General features: G+C 68.0%; 10 protein-coding genes. 3 read left to right on the top strand and 7 right to left on the bottom strand.

Annotated elements, in window-relative coordinates; genetic code table 11:
• Positions 1-38 precede the first annotated feature (38 nt).
• On the bottom strand, positions 39-437 hold the full coding sequence (locus ACQUS7_RS08290) for a hypothetical protein (protein WP_435125986.1): 399 nt from the start codon (positions 435-437) through the stop codon (positions 39-41).
• 56 nt (positions 438-493) lie between these two features.
• Positions 494-1,852 carry a GTPase HflX gene (hflX, locus tag ACQUS7_RS08285; RefSeq protein WP_435146272.1) on the bottom strand — a complete coding sequence of 453 codons (1,359 nt, stop codon included), beginning with the start codon at positions 1,850-1,852 and terminating at the stop codon, positions 494-496.
• A 357-nt stretch (positions 1,853-2,209) separates the two neighbouring features.
• Here hflX and ACQUS7_RS08280 point away from each other — a divergent pair, with 357 nt between their 5' ends.
• The gene (locus tag ACQUS7_RS08280; RefSeq protein WP_435125980.1) at positions 2,210-3,874 is read left to right on the top strand and encodes a S8 family peptidase; all 1,665 of its coding nucleotides are present in this window, start codon (positions 2,210-2,212) and stop codon (positions 3,872-3,874) included.
• Between the two features lie 51 nt (positions 3,875-3,925).
• On the opposite strand, the gene ACQUS7_RS08275 is transcribed toward ACQUS7_RS08280, so the two are convergent.
• Positions 3,926-5,836, bottom strand: coding sequence for a helicase HerA domain-containing protein (locus ACQUS7_RS08275; RefSeq protein ID WP_435146269.1), 1,911 nt, complete (start codon positions 5,834-5,836; stop codon positions 3,926-3,928).
• 87 nt (positions 5,837-5,923) lie between these two features.
• Positions 5,924-7,255: a DNA polymerase IV gene (gene dinB, locus ACQUS7_RS08270; protein ID WP_435146267.1), complete on the bottom strand. Its 1,332-nt coding sequence runs from the start codon at positions 7,253-7,255 to the stop codon at positions 5,924-5,926.
• Between the two features lie 145 nt (positions 7,256-7,400).
• Here dinB and ACQUS7_RS08265 point away from each other — a divergent pair, with 145 nt between their 5' ends.
• Positions 7,401-8,258, top strand: coding sequence for a hypothetical protein (locus ACQUS7_RS08265; protein ID WP_435146265.1), 858 nt, complete (start codon positions 7,401-7,403; stop codon positions 8,256-8,258).
• Positions 8,259-8,401: 143 nt separating this feature from the next.
• Here ACQUS7_RS08265 and lrpA1 read toward each other — a convergent pair whose 3' ends face one another.
• From lrpA1 to ACQUS7_RS08250, 3 genes are all read right to left on the bottom strand, one after another.
• Entirely contained in the window at positions 8,402-8,830 is a 429-nt protein-coding gene (gene lrpA1, locus ACQUS7_RS08260) for an HTH-type transcriptional regulator LrpA1 (RefSeq protein WP_435125969.1), read from the bottom strand.
• A gap of 154 nt (positions 8,831-8,984) precedes the next feature.
• Positions 8,985-9,923: a thiamine pyrophosphate-dependent enzyme gene (locus ACQUS7_RS08255; RefSeq protein ID WP_435146263.1), complete on the bottom strand. Its 939-nt coding sequence runs from the start codon at positions 9,921-9,923 to the stop codon at positions 8,985-8,987.
• Between the two features lie 2 nt (positions 9,924-9,925).
• Entirely contained in the window at positions 9,926-11,818 is a 1,893-nt protein-coding gene (locus tag ACQUS7_RS08250) for a 2-oxoacid:acceptor oxidoreductase subunit alpha (RefSeq protein WP_435146261.1), read from the bottom strand.
• 321 nt (positions 11,819-12,139) lie between these two features.
• On the opposite strand from ACQUS7_RS08250, the gene ACQUS7_RS08245 reads away from it, so the two are divergent.
• Positions 12,140-14,839 (top strand): PKD domain-containing protein, encoded by a 2,700-nt coding sequence (locus tag ACQUS7_RS08245; protein ID WP_435146259.1) that lies wholly within the window; start codon positions 12,140-12,142, stop codon positions 14,837-14,839.
• Positions 14,840-14,889: the final 50 nt, after the last annotated feature.

The raw sequence follows: 14,889 nt of genomic DNA, 5'->3' as shown, positions 1-14,889 counted from the left end.
CGGTTCCCGCAGGTGTCGCGGCGGCCGGGCCCGGGCCGTCACGTTCCGAGGAGTCCGCGGAGCCGAGCGACGAGCCCCGCCGAGTCGTCGTCGCCGCCGCGGTCGCCGCGAGCCGCTTCGTCGTCGACGCCGAGTTCGCGGGCGAGCGAGTCGAGTTCGGCGTCGTCGAACCGGTCGTCGCCGCGGGCGTCGCGGAGCCAGCCGCGCCAGTCGTCGTCGGTCATCGTGCCGGAGCGCTCGTCGACCCACTGGTCGAGGAACGCCTCGCGGCTCCGGAACGGGACGTCCATGCCGCTGTCGCCCCAGTACAGCGGCGACAGCGCGAACGCGTACCGGTCGTCGTCCATCGGCGCGAACCGGTACGGGTAGTCGTCGTACAGGAAGGCGTCGTCGGGCGTGACCTCCTCCCCGGTCGGCAGCGTCAGCGTCTCCGTCATACCGCCACGTTGCCGCCGCGGACGGATGTGTCGTTCGCCCGCGGCCGACTCGCTCGCTACGGGTCGTCGCCGCGGTCACCGGTCCCGTCGTCCGTGCGGAGCGCAGCGACCCGTCGCTCCGCCTCGGCGACGACCGCCGGGTTCCCCGTGAACTCCACGTCGACCGTGTCGCCCCGGTAGGCGGCCCCGGTGTCGCCGCGGTCGTACAGCCACGCGAGCAGCCGCTGGGCGTCGCCGTCGTTCCGCAGCGTGAACGCCGCGGAGTCGGTGGGAAGCGCGTCCAGCAGCGCCGCCCGCAGCGACTCGGCGCCGTCGCCGGACAGCGCCGAAACCGCGACCGGGTCGGCCGCGGAGTCGGGGGCGGCGTCGGCGACGAGGCGGCGGCGCTCGGCCAGCGCCGCGTCGTCGACGCGGTCGACCTTGTTCAACACCGGAATCACCGCGCCGGACGCCTCCCCGGCGAGAACGGACATCGTGACGTCCGCGCGCCGCCGGAGCGTCTCCGGCGGTGCCGCGGCGTCGACGACCGCGAGGACGGCGTCGCTGCCGCGGATTTCGTCGAGGGTCGCCGAGAACGACCGGACGAGGTCGTGCGGGAGGTCGTCGACGAGCCCGACGGTGTCGGTGAACAGCACGCGGCGTCCGTCGACGGTGCCGCGGCGCGTCGTCGTCTCCAGCGTCTCGAACAGCCGGTCTGCGATTCCGGCGGCGCGGTCCACGTCCGCCGGCGGCTCGCGGCCCGGGTCGGAACCGTCCTGCCGCGCTGCCGCCGCGTCGGCGTCGAGGTCGTCCGCGAGCCGGTGGAGCAGCGTCGACTTCCCGGCGTTCGTGTAGCCCGCGACCGCGACGAGGTCGAAGCCGTCGGCGCGCCGCCGTTCGCGCCGCGACGCCGCCTCGTCCGCGACGTCGTCGAGCGTCCGCCGGAGCGCGTCCATCCGCCGCTCCGCGTCGAGCACCGGCGACCCCTTCTCGGTGGCCTCGTTCAACAGCGACTCCTCGGTGACCTGTCTGAGCCGCGGGAGTTCGTACCGGAGCGTCGCCAACTCCACCTGAGCCTGCGCCGCCGTCGAACTGGCGCCCTCCGCGAAGATGTCGAGGACGAGCCGGTACCTGTCGACGACCGCGGTGTCAGGCGGGAGCAGCCCGCGGAGATTGGCGTACTGGCCCGGCGTGAGTTCGCCGTCGAACACGACGGCCGCCGCGTCCGCATCGGCGACGGCGCGGCCGAGTTCCTCGGCTTTCCCGCGGCCGAGGTTGTACGTGGTGTCCTCGCGGCGGCGCTGGGTCACCGCGTCGACGACGCGGTAGCCGGCGGCGGCTGCGAGCGCGCTGATTTCGTCGGTCTGCGGTTCCTCGTCTGCGTCTCGGGCGGCGACGACCGCGCGGCCGCCCGTCGAACTGTGTCCTGATTGCATTCGTGTCGGCGCCGCCGGCTCGGCTCCGGCGAGCGGTGCGGGGCCCGACGGGGCGGAGGCGGCGGCGAACCGGTCAGTCGGCGCTTCCGTGCCGCGTCGGACGCGGGCACCCCCGTCGCGTCGGGAGCGACCGTCCGCGCGGCGTCGCCGTGCTGCCGGCCGCGTCCCCGTCGACGCGCCCGGTCAGCGAACCGAAGAACAGGTCTCCATCACGACGGTGTCCCGGCGGAACCCGGATAACTGTTCGGTCGCCGTGTGAACGGCCACCACAGTATAGAATCTGCCGTGCAGAGAATCATTTTACTGCTATCCCCGTGAAAAGTTTTATGTGGGCGTCCTCGGTTCGACAAGCGTACGATGAGCAGACAGAACAGGCGACAGTTCCTGAAAGCGACAGGCACCGCGCTGGCGGGCGCAGCAGTCGCGTCGGCGCCGGGTGCCGCGGCCTCCGGCGAGTCGAAGCGGTTCCTCATCGACCTGCGCGAAGTCGACCGGTCGGCGGTTCCGGCCGACGTCGAAATCGTCCACGACATCGGCGAAATCGACGTGCTCGCCGCGCGCGGCGACCCCGACGCCGTTCCGGGCGAGGCGTCCACGGCGCTCGACGTCTCGGTGTACCGGCACGGCGTCGACGCCGACTCCCTGCGCGACCCGAACGACGGCGCCGGCCCCGACGACGGCGACGACGAGGACGAGCGAGGCGGCCCGGCGAAAGAGCACGGACCGGCCACCGAATCGCCCGGCGAACTGGACGGCGGCCCGCCGACGTACAACGAACTCCAGTGGGACAAGCGGGCACAGCACCTCGCTGACCTCACCGAAGTCGAAGGCGTCGGCCCGGACGACGACCAGTCGGACGTGCCGCTGCCCGGGACGGTCCACAGCGTGACGCGCGGCGAGGGCGCCCGCGTCGCCGTCCTCGACTCCGGCATCTACGCCGACCACCCCGACCTGCGGGGCGTCGTGAACGAGTCGCTGTCGCGGAACTTCACGACCGACCAGTACGACTGGCGGCCGAACGGCGCCGGCACCCACGGCACCCACGTCGCCGGCATCGTCGCCGGCACCGACTCGAACGACGGCGACCGCGGCGGGATTCTCGGCTCGGCGCCGGCGTCCGAACTCCTCTCGCTCCGCGTGTTCTCCGGCGTCGAGGGCAAGTCGGGGGACGTCCTCGCGGCGCTCGTGTACGCCGCCGGCGCCGGCTGTGACGCCGCCAACCTCAGTCTCGGCTACCCGAAGCCGTACGTCTACCCCGAGAAGTACCCGGAGCTGCTGAAGATCGCGGAGCTGTACGAGCGCGCCGTCTCGCACGCACGGAGCCGCGGCACCGTCGTCGTGAACTCGACCGGGAACGGGTCGCTCGACATGTCGCCGGAGTCCGTGTTGAGCCTCCCGACGGAGGTCCCGGGCGTGTTCGGCGTCTCCGCGACCGGCCCGGTCGGCTTCCTCTGGGACGACGACCCGCCGAACGAGGAGTTCGCGCTCCTCCCGGGGAAGCTCTCGGAGCCGACCGACCAGCCGGCCCGGTACACGAACTACGGCCACGGAACCGACGTCAGCGCCGCCGGCGGCAACTACGACCCGGCCGCCGTCGACGGCGACGAGGAGTGGTACTACGACCTCGTCATCTCGACCGTGTTCGAAACCGCCGCCGACGGGACCGTGACGCCGTCGTACGGCTGGAAAGCCGGAACGTCGATGGCCGCCCCGCAGGTCGCCGGCGCCGTCGCGCTCGTCCGGTCGCTCCAGGCCGACGCGTCGGTCGACGAGGTGGAGTCGCTCGTCCGCGAAACCGCCGTCGACGGCGACGGCACCGAGGCCTACCACGGCAGCGGCCACCTCAGCCTCCCGCGGCTCGTGTTCGCCGCGTGGGCCGGCAGCACCGACGGCGGCTTCGGAAACGGCTCCGACGGCGAGGACGGCAGGGGAAGCGAAGGCGGCGACGGCTGGGGAGGCGAAGACGGCGGCGACTGGGGAAGCGACGACGGCGGCGAAAACGAGAGCGAAACCGGCGGCTGAAGCGTCGGAGACGGAATCCGTGTCGTGGCCGCGGCTCGGCTCAGCCCCGGGTCACTGCTCGGCGAGGCCGGCGCGCGCCTCGATTTCCGCGACGACTTCGACCAGTTCCTGCTCGTCGGCGTTGTCGCCGTACACGAGCCTGACAAGCGACGGCAGCGCGTAGCCGTACTCGCCGCACGACCGGTGTTCGACGACGCCGGCGCGCCGCAGCGTCTTGTTCCGGCTGTACGCGTACCGCCGGTCGCCGGAGCCGCCGGCGGCGAGGTGCGCCTCCGTCGGCGTCGCTCGGCCGGCCCGCCGGTAGTGCGCCAGCATGTTCTGCGTGACGTCCTCCATCGACTCGACGGCGCGGACGAACCCTTCGACGACGGCGTCGCGGTGGCGGAGCTCCGCGCCGTCGGTGAACGACGCGAGTTCCGACTCCTGGTCGAAGCCGTCCGACCGCGGCCCCGACACGTCGACGCCGTCCGTCTCGGGGACCGCGGACGAGCCGCCGGCGTTCGACCCGGCCGTCGCGGCGGCGCCGTCGCCCCGTTGTCCGGCCGTGTCGCCGCCCGTCGCGCCTGCCCCGCTGACGCCGCCGGTGGCGGCCGCCGCGGCCACCGCGACCGCGTCGTCGGCGGCGTCGTCCGGGCCGTCGGCCGACTCGGCGGGCGTGCTCGCGGACTCGCCGCCGGCGGCGTTGCCGTCGCCGTTCGTCGCCGCCGATGCGGCCGTCGCGGCGTCGCCGTTCGCGGCGGCCCGCTCCTCGTAGTCGTGGAGTTCCGACTGGTCGTCCGTCACCTGCCGCGGAGCGCCGGCCGCGCCGGGACCGCCCGCCGCGCCGTTCGCGACTGCGTCGGCGTCGGCGTCGGCGCCGACCGCTGCGGCGTCACGGCTCGGGTGGCGTCCGCTGCCGCCGCGGTAGGACGCCTCCGACTTCTGCAACAGCGCCTGCGCGAACTTGTCCGCCATGTCCGACATGTCCTTCGCCTCCTCCAGTTCGCGTTCGAGCTGCTGGATGCGCTGCTGTTTCTTGTCGAGCTCCTGCCGTAGGTCGGCGAGCTCGGACTCGCGGCGCTCCTGTTCGTCCGTGATGTTCTGCAGCTCCGAGACCAGGTCGCCGCTGACGCTCTTCAGGTCCGGGCGCTCGAAGTCCTCCAGACCGGGGGTCGCGCCGGCGTCGAACGTCTGTTTGCGGTGGAACTGGACGCGCCGAATCGACTCGGTCCAGTCGGTGATGAGGAACGCCTCGCCGTCGCCCATGTCCTCGATGGCGTCGCCGTACTCCGACCCGAGGATTCGCGACACCACCTTGGTGTCGTTGTCCCAGGTGAGCCGGTGCCAGCAGAGCCAGTCGCACTGCGTGATGAAGTCCTTCTTGACGTCGGCGGGGCGCTGGCTGATGCCGACGATGCCGAGGCCGTGTTTCCGGCCGCGCTTCCCGATCTTGATGAGCGTCTTCCCGGTCTGGTCCATGCCGGCGCCCTCCGGGATGTACTCGTGACACTCCTCGATGAGCATCAAGAACGGCTTCTTCAGCTTCTTCTCCTTCGCGAACAGCTGCCGCGCGGTCTCCTTGATGATGTTCGACGCCTCGTCCTCGTCGAGGTAGCCGGAGACGTCGAGGATGATGGGGACGTTCTGTTCGAGCGCGAGACTCGCCAGTTTCCCGGCGTGCTCCTCGGAGACCTGGATGTCGCACTCCTCGTCGGCGCCGGCGTGCAGGATTTCGAACTCCTCTTTCAGCCCGTAGTACTCGCCGTCGGAGTCGACGATGAACACCGGGAAGTTGTTCGACAGCAGGTTCTCGATGACGACCGACGCCGTGTTCGACTTCCCGCTGCCGCTCTTGCCCGTGATGAACCCTCGGCCGGTGAGGAGTTCGACCACCGGCAGGGAGATGGGCGTCCCGGCTGCGAGGTCCGACTCCCCGCCGGGGCCGTCGCTCACGTCCGCGACCGTGATGGTCTCCTCGCTCATTAGCCGTATCTGGCGCCGCGGCCGGCATAAGTCCCACCCTCGGCGTCTGACGGACGTCCGCCGCTCGCCCCGACCGCCGGAGCGCAGTCACTCGAAGTCGCCGAGGTCCACCTGGCCGCGTCGGCGACGACGCCCCGCGCCTCCGTCGGCGTCGTCCGCGTCGCCGTTGTCGTTGCTGTCGCCGTCGCGGTCGGTGCTCGGCCCGTCGTCGCCGTCTCGCGGGTGTTCCGTGGCGGCGTCCTCGTAGCCGACGAGCGTCGCCTGTTCGCCGGCGTCGAACGAGAGGTTCGAGACGCGGACGCCGAGTTTCCTGACGGGGTCGTCGTGGAACTCGGCGAGCAGGTCGAGTGCGACCTCCTCGACCAGTTCGGGGTCGTCGACGGGGCCGGAGAGCGACTCGGCGCGCGTGTTCACGTCGAACGGCGGCAGCACGGCCTTGATTCCGATGGTCCGGTACATGGCGTCGCGGCTCCGCGCGCGCTCGGCGACGTCGGCGGCGAGCGCCTGAACGACCTCGCGTTTCCGCTCGACGTCCTCGGTTTCGGCGGCGAACGCGGACTCCCGCGACAGCGACTTGGGCCGGCCGGTCGGCGTCACCTCGCGGTCGTCGCTGCCGCGGGCGCGCTCGGAGAACTCGCGGCCCCGCTCGCCGAACCGGTCGACCAGCGCCGACGTGTCGGCGTCCGCGAGGTCGCCGGCGGTTTCGATGCCCATCGACGCGAGTTCGCGCGCCGTCACCGGGCCGACGCCGTGGATGTCGTCGACGGGAAGCGGCGCGAGGAAGTCGGCGGCGTCGCCGGGTTCGACGACGGTGAGGCCGTCCGGCTTGTCGTGGTCGGAGGCGACCTTCGCGGTCGCCATGTTCGGCGCGACGCCGACGCTCGCCGGCGCGCCCACCTCGCGGCCGATGCGCTGTTTGACGTACCGCGCGAACCCCTCCGCGAGCGTCCGGTCGCCGTCGGGCGCGCGGTCCCACGACGTCCGGTCGGTGACGTCGAGGTACGCCTCGTCGACGCTGACCTCCCGGACCGTGTCGGCGCAGTCGTGTAGAATCTCCTTGACGTCGGCGGCGACCGACTTGTAGAACTCCATGTCGACCGGGCGGTAGTAGCCGGCGTCCGCCGGGTCGGGGGCGTCCGGGTCGTCGGCGTCCGCCGCCGCCATCCGCGGCAGCCGGTCGAGCGCGGCCGAGATGGCCTGCGCCGACTCGACGCCGTACTCGCGCGCCTCGTAGCTCGCCGTCGCGACCGCACCGACCGTCTCGCCCGCCTCGTACCCCATGCCGACGACGACCGGTTCGCCGCGCAGCGACGGGTCGCGGAGCCGCTCGCAGGACGCGTAAAAACAGTCCATGTCGACGTGCAGCACCACGCGCTCCCCGTCCTCCGCCGTCGGCGCGCCGGGAAGCGTCTCCTCCATGCGCGACCGTAGGCGCTCGCCGATGCTTAAGGTTCGCCTCCCGCGGTGAAAGTGGACGGAACTCGTGCTTCGGCGCGGTTCGTGCGGTGGACGCGCTCGCCGCGCCCATCGAAACGGTTAGGACGCCTGAAAGGAATGGGCCGATATGGCCCTCCGAAGCTCCCTCCGTGCAGCCGTCGGTGCACTCGGTCGAAACCCGGTCATCTTCGCCGTGACCGGGCTGCTCGCGCTCGTCCAGCTCCCCCAACTGCTCGCGCAGTGGGCGGGACCGCTCGCCAGCGTCGCGGTGTCGCTTCTGTTCACCGTCGTCTACGTCGTCGCGGTGCCGTACGTGCAGGGCGGCCTCATCGGGATGGCCGACGAGGCGCTCGACGGCCCGACGAGCCTATCGACGTTCCACGGCGCCGGCGTCAGCCACTACGTCGACATCCTCGTCGCGTATCTGCTCGTGTTCGCCGGGAACCTCGTGGTCGGCGGCGCGCTGTTCGTGCTCGGGATGGTCGCGCTGCTCGCCGGCCTCGGCGGCGGCGCCGGAACCACGGTGCTGGTCGTCGTCGCGGTCGGCGGCGGCGTGTTCGGACTCGCCTACCTCGTCGTTCTGGCGTTCATCCAGTTCTACGGGCAGGCCATCGTCGTCGACGACGTCGGCGGCGTCGACGGGCTGAAACGCAGCGTCGCAACGGTCCGCGCGAACCTCTGGCAGGTCGCGCTGTACACGGTCTTCGTCGGCGTGCTCGGCGGCGTGTTCGGCGTCGTCGGCGGCGCCGCGTCGCTGCTCGTCTCCCCGGACCCGCCGACCGGCCTGCCGCTTCCCGAGGCGACGCCGGCAGTCGCGGTCGTCGGCGCGGCGGCGTACGTCGTGCTCACGACGCTGTTCAGCGCGCTGTTCCTGACGTTCTCCGTGGCGTTTTACCGGAGCATCCGCGGCGACGACGCTGACCGAAGCGGCCCCGACGGCGCTGACGCTGACGCCGACGCCGATTCGGCGAATCCCGCCGTCTGACGTCGCCGGCGGCGAACGGCGGTGTCGCCGGTCACGAACAGTTCCCGGCGTCGCCGCCCGGAGAGAAACGGAACAGGCGAACCGAAAATCAGCGGACGTGACGGCGCCGCGGCACGCCGCCGGGCTCGACGGCCGAGGTGGTGTTACTTCAGACGCTCCTGCAGCACCGACGGGTGCGCCGCGGTCACGCCGTCGATTTCGCCGATCTCCTCCGAGATGATGCGGCCGAGTTCGTCGCCGTCGGCCGCCGACACCTCCGCCATGAACATGTGGTCGCCCGACGAGGTGAACAGTGCCTCGACGGCGTCGATGTCCTTCAGCTCCCGGGTCGCCTCGACGTAGCGTTCGCTGTCGACGTCGATGCCGACCAGCGCGATGGTCCGCCCGGACAGCTTCTTCGGGTCGACGTCGGCGGAGTAGCCGACGATGACGCCGTCGTCTTCGAGTTGGTTGATGTACTTCCGCACGGTCGGCTTCGAGACGCCGGCGCGGTCCGCGATTTCGGCGTAGGAGGCCTGCGCATCCTCCTCGAGCGCTTCGAGGATGCGGTCGGCCGTCGAGGGTGCACTCATGTACACTACTCTTTTGCGTCCCGGAAAAAATACCTTGCGAAGCGAAAACGGTTGTTCCAGATGTGTCGCCGTCGCGGAAAACACGGCGACGGCAGCGCTGTCCGTCTCCGCGGCACCGAAAAATCGTCGCCCGTCGGCCGGACGGCCGACGTCGCTACTTGTGCTTGTCGATGAACTGGTCGTACGAGCGCTCCCACTCGTAGTCGTCGTCGAAGTAGCGCTCCGCGAGCGGCTCCTCCGGCATCTCGCCGAGGTTCCGCTTCTCCTCCTGGTAGGACGGCCGGTCCTCGTCTTTGTAGTAGACGCCGGTGAGCACCTCGCCCTCGTACAGTTTGTCCTCGGTCTCGCGCATCAGCTCCTGGGCGTCAGCGCGGTTCGTCGGGTCGAAGTCGTAGTCGTCGGACTCGTTGATGTCCGTGTACGGGACGTACTGCTTCGCGTCCTTGTTCCACGTCGGACACTGCGTCAGGAAGTCGATGTGCGCGAAGCCGTCGTGCTCCATCGCCTGCCGGATGATGTCCTTCGCCTGGTTCGGGTTCACCGCGGCGGTCCGCGCGACGAACGACGCGCCGGACGTCAGCGACAGCGACAGCGGCCGAATCGGCGTCTTCGCCGACCCGTGCGGCTGCGTCTTCGACTTGTGACCCTTCGGGCTCGTCGGGGACGTCTGCCCCTTCGTCAGCCCGAAAATCTCGTTGTTGAACACGATGTAGGTCATGTCGTGGTTCTCCCGGGCGGTGTGCATGAAGTGGTTCCCGCCGATGCCGTAGCCGTCGCCGTCGCCGCCAGCGGCGACGACTTCGAGGCCGGGGTTCGCCAGCTTCGCCGCACGGGCCACGGGAAGCGACCGGCCGTGGATGGTGTGGAACCCGTAGCTGTCGAAGTAGCTGTTCAGTTTGCCCGAACAGCCGATGCCGGTAACGAGGAGCGTCTCCTCGGGCGTCCGGCCGGCTTCGGGCATCGCGCCCTTCAGGGCCTTGAGCACGCCGAAGTCGCCGCACCCCGGACACCACGTCGGCTGGGGTTCGACGCTCGGCGTGAACTCGTCGCGGTCGATTTCACGTTCCTCACCGATTGCGTTGAATGCGCTCATTGTTAGTCACCTGCCGCGGGGACGAACTTGGTTTCGTGGCCGGGGAGCTCCCCGTCCTCGACGATGCTCGTGACGAAGCCCTCGATGACCTCCTCGGGTTCGAACGGATTCCCGTTGTACTTCAGCAGCGAGGAGAGCTTCTCGCCGTACCGGCCCAGTTCCTTCTGCGTCAGCCCGCGGAACTGCGCGGAGGCGTTCATCTCGACGACGAGCACCTCGTCGACGGACTCGACGAACGCCTCGACGGCGTCCACCGGGTACGGCGCGAGTTCGCCGACGGTCAGCTGCTTCACGGAGTGGCCGCGGTCGTTGAGCCGGTCGACGGCCTCCTCGACGGTCCCCTGCTGGGAGCCGAAGGTGAGGATGCCGTACTCCGCCTCGTCGGGGCCGTGCGGCGTCAGCAGCGAGTCGCCGTCCAGGTCCGCGCGGATGGCGTCCATCTTCTCGAACCGGCGGTTCACCTGCGCGACCCGGTTGTCGGGGTCTTCGCTGATGTGGCCGGCCGGGCTGTGTTCGTTCCCGGTGACGAGGAAGCGGCCGCCTTTCTGCCCCGGCACGGAGCGCGGGGAGACGCCGTCGTCGACGTCGTGCTGGAACCGGTGGAACTTGCCGTCCTCGGTGTGCGGCTGCTCCGCCAGTTCGTCCTCGGTGAGCGTCTTCCCGATGTCCGGGTTCGGCTCTCGGTCGAAGTGGCTCGCCGGCACGTTCGTCAGTTCGCCGGAGAGCTTCTGGTCGTACAGGACGATGCTCGGAATCTGGTACTTGTAGGCGAGTTCGAACGCCTTCCGGGCGTGGTCGTACGCCTCCTGCACCGTCCCCGGTGCGAGGACGACGCGGTGGGAGTCGCCCTGCGAACTGTACAGGACGTGCTCCAGGTCGGCCTGCTCGGGCTTCGTCGGCATCCCGGTCGACGGACCGGCACGCATCGCTTCGACGAGGACGAGCGGCGTCTCGGACATCTCGGCGAGCCCGAGCGGCTCGCCCATCAGCGCGAATCCGCCGCCCGACGACCCGCTCATCGCCTTCACGCCGGTGTGGGAGGCGCCGATGGCGAGCGCCGCCGCGGCGATTTCGTCCTCCACCTGCTCGGAGATGCCGCCGAGGTCGGGGAGGTTCTGGCTCATGATGGTGAACACCTCGGTCCACGGCGTCATCGGGTAGCCGGCGATGAACCGGCAGCCCTCGTCGATGGCGCCGTAGGCGATGGCGTCTGAGCCGGACATGAGCAGCTGCTCTTCGTCGTGTTCGCCCTCCGGCACGGAGATGTCCGGGGCGTCCACGTTGTACTCCTCGGACACCTGCTCGTACGCCTCGTTGAGGATTTCGACGTTCGGCTCCAGAATCTTCTCCGGCATCGCGTCGGCCATCAGCTCCTCGATCCACTCGAGGTCGATACCCGTGATGGCGCAGGTGGCGCCGACGCCGGCCGTGTTCCGCATGACCTCGCGGCCCTTCTCGCGGGCGAGCGTGCGCAGGTCGAGCGGGTAGACGTGCCAGTTGTTCTCCTCGACGCGCTCTTCGAAGTTCGGGATGTCGTCGGTGTCGACGAGCCCCTCGTCGTAGATGATGACGCCGCCTTCGCGGAGTTCGTCGAGGTTCTCCGACAGCGGCTTGATCTCCTCGTTGCCGTAGTAGGCGCCCTCCTGCGGGTTCCGGGCGAACGAGTCGCCGAGCGCCAGCAGGAAGTTGTACCCGTCGCCGCGTGACTTGACGGGGTCGGCGGAGGCGCGTACTTCCACGTAGGTGTGGCCGCCGCGGATGCGCGACGGGTAGTGGCGATGCGTGAATACGTGAAGCCCCGCACGCATCAGGGCTTTCGCGAAGTTCTGGCTCGTCGAGGCGATCCCGTCACCGGACCCGCCTGCGATTCGCCAGATGAGTTCGTCTTCTGACATTGTAGGTCTTGGCCCCTCCAGAAGGCCTAGTGTCCGGAGGTAGTCCTGCCCCGGTAAAAGACCTTGCTATAGGTTCTCACGGAACTTTCGTGAAGGTTCGGGGCGGAGCAGTCCGGGTTCACGGCCCAGTTCTCGGCGGCTGTCACTACCCACTTCGAAGCACCGACAGCGCGACTCGAACCGCGTCGGTTTCGGGGCAACTCCGTGCTGCTTCGGTTCTCACCCACGAGGCCTTCAACGGCGATTTCTCTCCCATCAAGAGATAATCCTATCTCGAACTAGTTAATATTTATATAGGAACCCGAGACAGAGTGTGTCAGCATGCGATTCGTGCCGATAATACTCGTCGCCCTCGTCGTCCTCAGTCCGCTCCAAACCGCGGTCGCCGCCGCACACGACGGTCACAACGAACCACCGCTCGTCGACGCCGGACTCGACCGGGACGTCCCCGTCGGCGAACGAGTCCTCCTCGACGCCGGCGGCTCAATCGACCCGGACGGCGAACTCGCCTCGTTCAACTGGGTCATCGAAACCCCCGCCGGAGCCACGACGACGCCGACCGACCCGTCCGCCGAACAGACCAGTTTCACGCCGCAGCAAGTCGGCCGATACGAAGTCACGCTCACCGCGACCGACGACCACGGCGCAACGCGGCGCGACACGCTCTACGTCGACGTCGCCGCCGAACCAGCCACCGGAGACACACGAGAACCGAACGACACCGCGGAAAACCAGCCCCCGACCGGAACCATCGACGGCCCGAATACGGTCAGGCCGAACCGAGAAGCCACCTTCAGCGTCGACGCGTACGACCCGGACGGCTCCATCGTCAGCTACGCCTGGTCCGACGGCGCACAGAGCCGAACTGTCCGCCGAACCATCGACGCCCCCGCCGGCAGCAGCCTCACGATATCGGTCACCGTCACCGACGACGACGGAGCGACGACGACGATACAGAAACAGGTCTCCGTCCGCACCGAAGTCGCCCCCGCCGACGGCGACCAGCCGAACAGCCCGCCGACCGCCTCGATCACCGGACCAGCACGCGTCGCCGCCGGCGACACCGCGACGTTCATCCTCCACGGCGCCGACACCGACGGAACAATCGTAAACGCAGAATGGACCGCACCCACCCACGGAACCGCGGTCCTCAAACGGACGTTCGACACACCCGGCACCCGAACGCTTCGCGGCGTCGTCACGGACGACGAAGGCGCAACCGCCGAAGCCGCGACGACCGTCGAAGTGTACCAAGACGGCCCACCTATCGCGACGCTCACCGGCCCCGACACCGCACAGAACGGAACCGTCCAACAGTACGGCCTGACCGCACACGACCCCGACGGCGGCGAACTCACCGTCGTCTGGAACCCGAGCCAATCCCAACTCGAACGAGACTACTCGCCGTTCACCAACAACGTCAGAATCAACGGCGGCCTCGGCGGCACCGTCCAGGTGTCTGCAACCGTCATCGACGACGAAGGCGAACGGACGACCGTGCTGAAGCGCACCGGCGTTATGACGCAGTACAACCCGGAAAGGTGGCACACTGTTCCCGTGATCTCCGATTTCAGAGCAGCCTATATCATCGACGATCCAAAACAAGACAGTCAAAGTGACACGATACAGTTGGGCACATACTCCTTCAGTGCGGACATTAAACACGGAGAAGATAAGCTGGTACGAGCGGTCTGGGAAATCAACGACAGCACGACGATTACCCAGAACCTCGGTCGATTCAACGGGACGAAATCGACCTCCATTCAGCACCATTTTCTCGGCGCGGAGGGAGGACCGATAACGAGGTCCGTCGAGGTCACAGCAATAGACACAGACGGTAACCGAACGACTGAACGGTGGGTGAGCCGCGTCCGCTCCGTCGTATCTGGGACGAACGTCACGTTTAACGCAATATCGGCTACTGGGGAAACCGCAACTGGAGGAGATCGACTTAGTGTTAACCCAGGATGGGTTGACTTCCGAGTCTGGTCACTCCAGCACTTCCGCGTCGAATTCGGCGATGGTGAAATGATCCAATCCCAAGGTAGCCCGAATATCCTGGAGTTCCAACACGAGTTCCCAAAGGGCGGCGAGTACACAGTTCTACTAACATCCTATCAAGAAGGTCCAGGATACGCGTTTCAGCGGATTTTGGTGGACGTCACTCCGCAAAGCTACCGAGAATATTGGTATGAAAAGCCGACAAAAAGCCGTCAACAACTGATTTCGAGAGATGAGCCTTCAGGGAAAGGCTGGACCCAGGTTGAGATACACCATGCGGAACGCTATTACACCGGAGAAACCCTCACTATTCAAACTCATAGACGTATTCCGCGGTTTGTCGGCGATGACTGGGTAGAAAATCGTACATACTCTAAGCAGATGACACGGAAAAGATTCGAAACCGCGCGGATGGATCCGGACGGTAGTGGTGATCTCTGGACGCTTTCGGAGTCACGTGTGGATCAGAAGACCGTCGTGTCCTACGAAGATGAGTATAAATGGGTTGAGGCTCAGTTCGGGATACCTGGATGGGAGTCAACGGGAGAAACTCGGTCCCAACGAATCGTCCACGGCGACGGCCATACCCACCGGCCGACGCGTCACGAAGAGACGAAACGGACATCTTGCCGAAGTTGGGCGATGGACGCTTCGCGATTCAGGTCACCCCGGCCGGTTTGTACGGCTTGGAACCACTATACAGAGGTCTGGTACACTGGCCACGAACACAACGGCTGGACCGAACATGACGTAGATTATCGATATCACCGCGAAGTCAAACACACTGATACTGTCTGGCTCAACAGGTACGAGAAGAGCGTCAAACAGACGGTGCTCGTTACCGAGTATGCTGAGACTGCCAGTCGGAATTACTGGTTGTGGGAGCGGCCGTTCGGTGGGCCGTCGACACAACATTCACTCAAACGTCCGGCAGACGGTAGCTACCTCCCGGGGTCTCTCAGAATCGTCGAAGTGAAATGCGGCACGGATGAGAGCCATTTCGACCACGTGAAGTGCTGATTCGATTTTCTTTGTCCATCTAAGTAAACTTATATGAGATGGGGTATGAA

The sequence above is a fragment of the Halobaculum sp. P14 genome (assembly GCF_051195155.1).
Lineage (GTDB): Archaea > Halobacteriota > Halobacteria > Halobacteriales > Haloferacaceae > JBNTKA01.
This window is presented reverse-complemented; position numbering and strand designations above follow the sequence as displayed.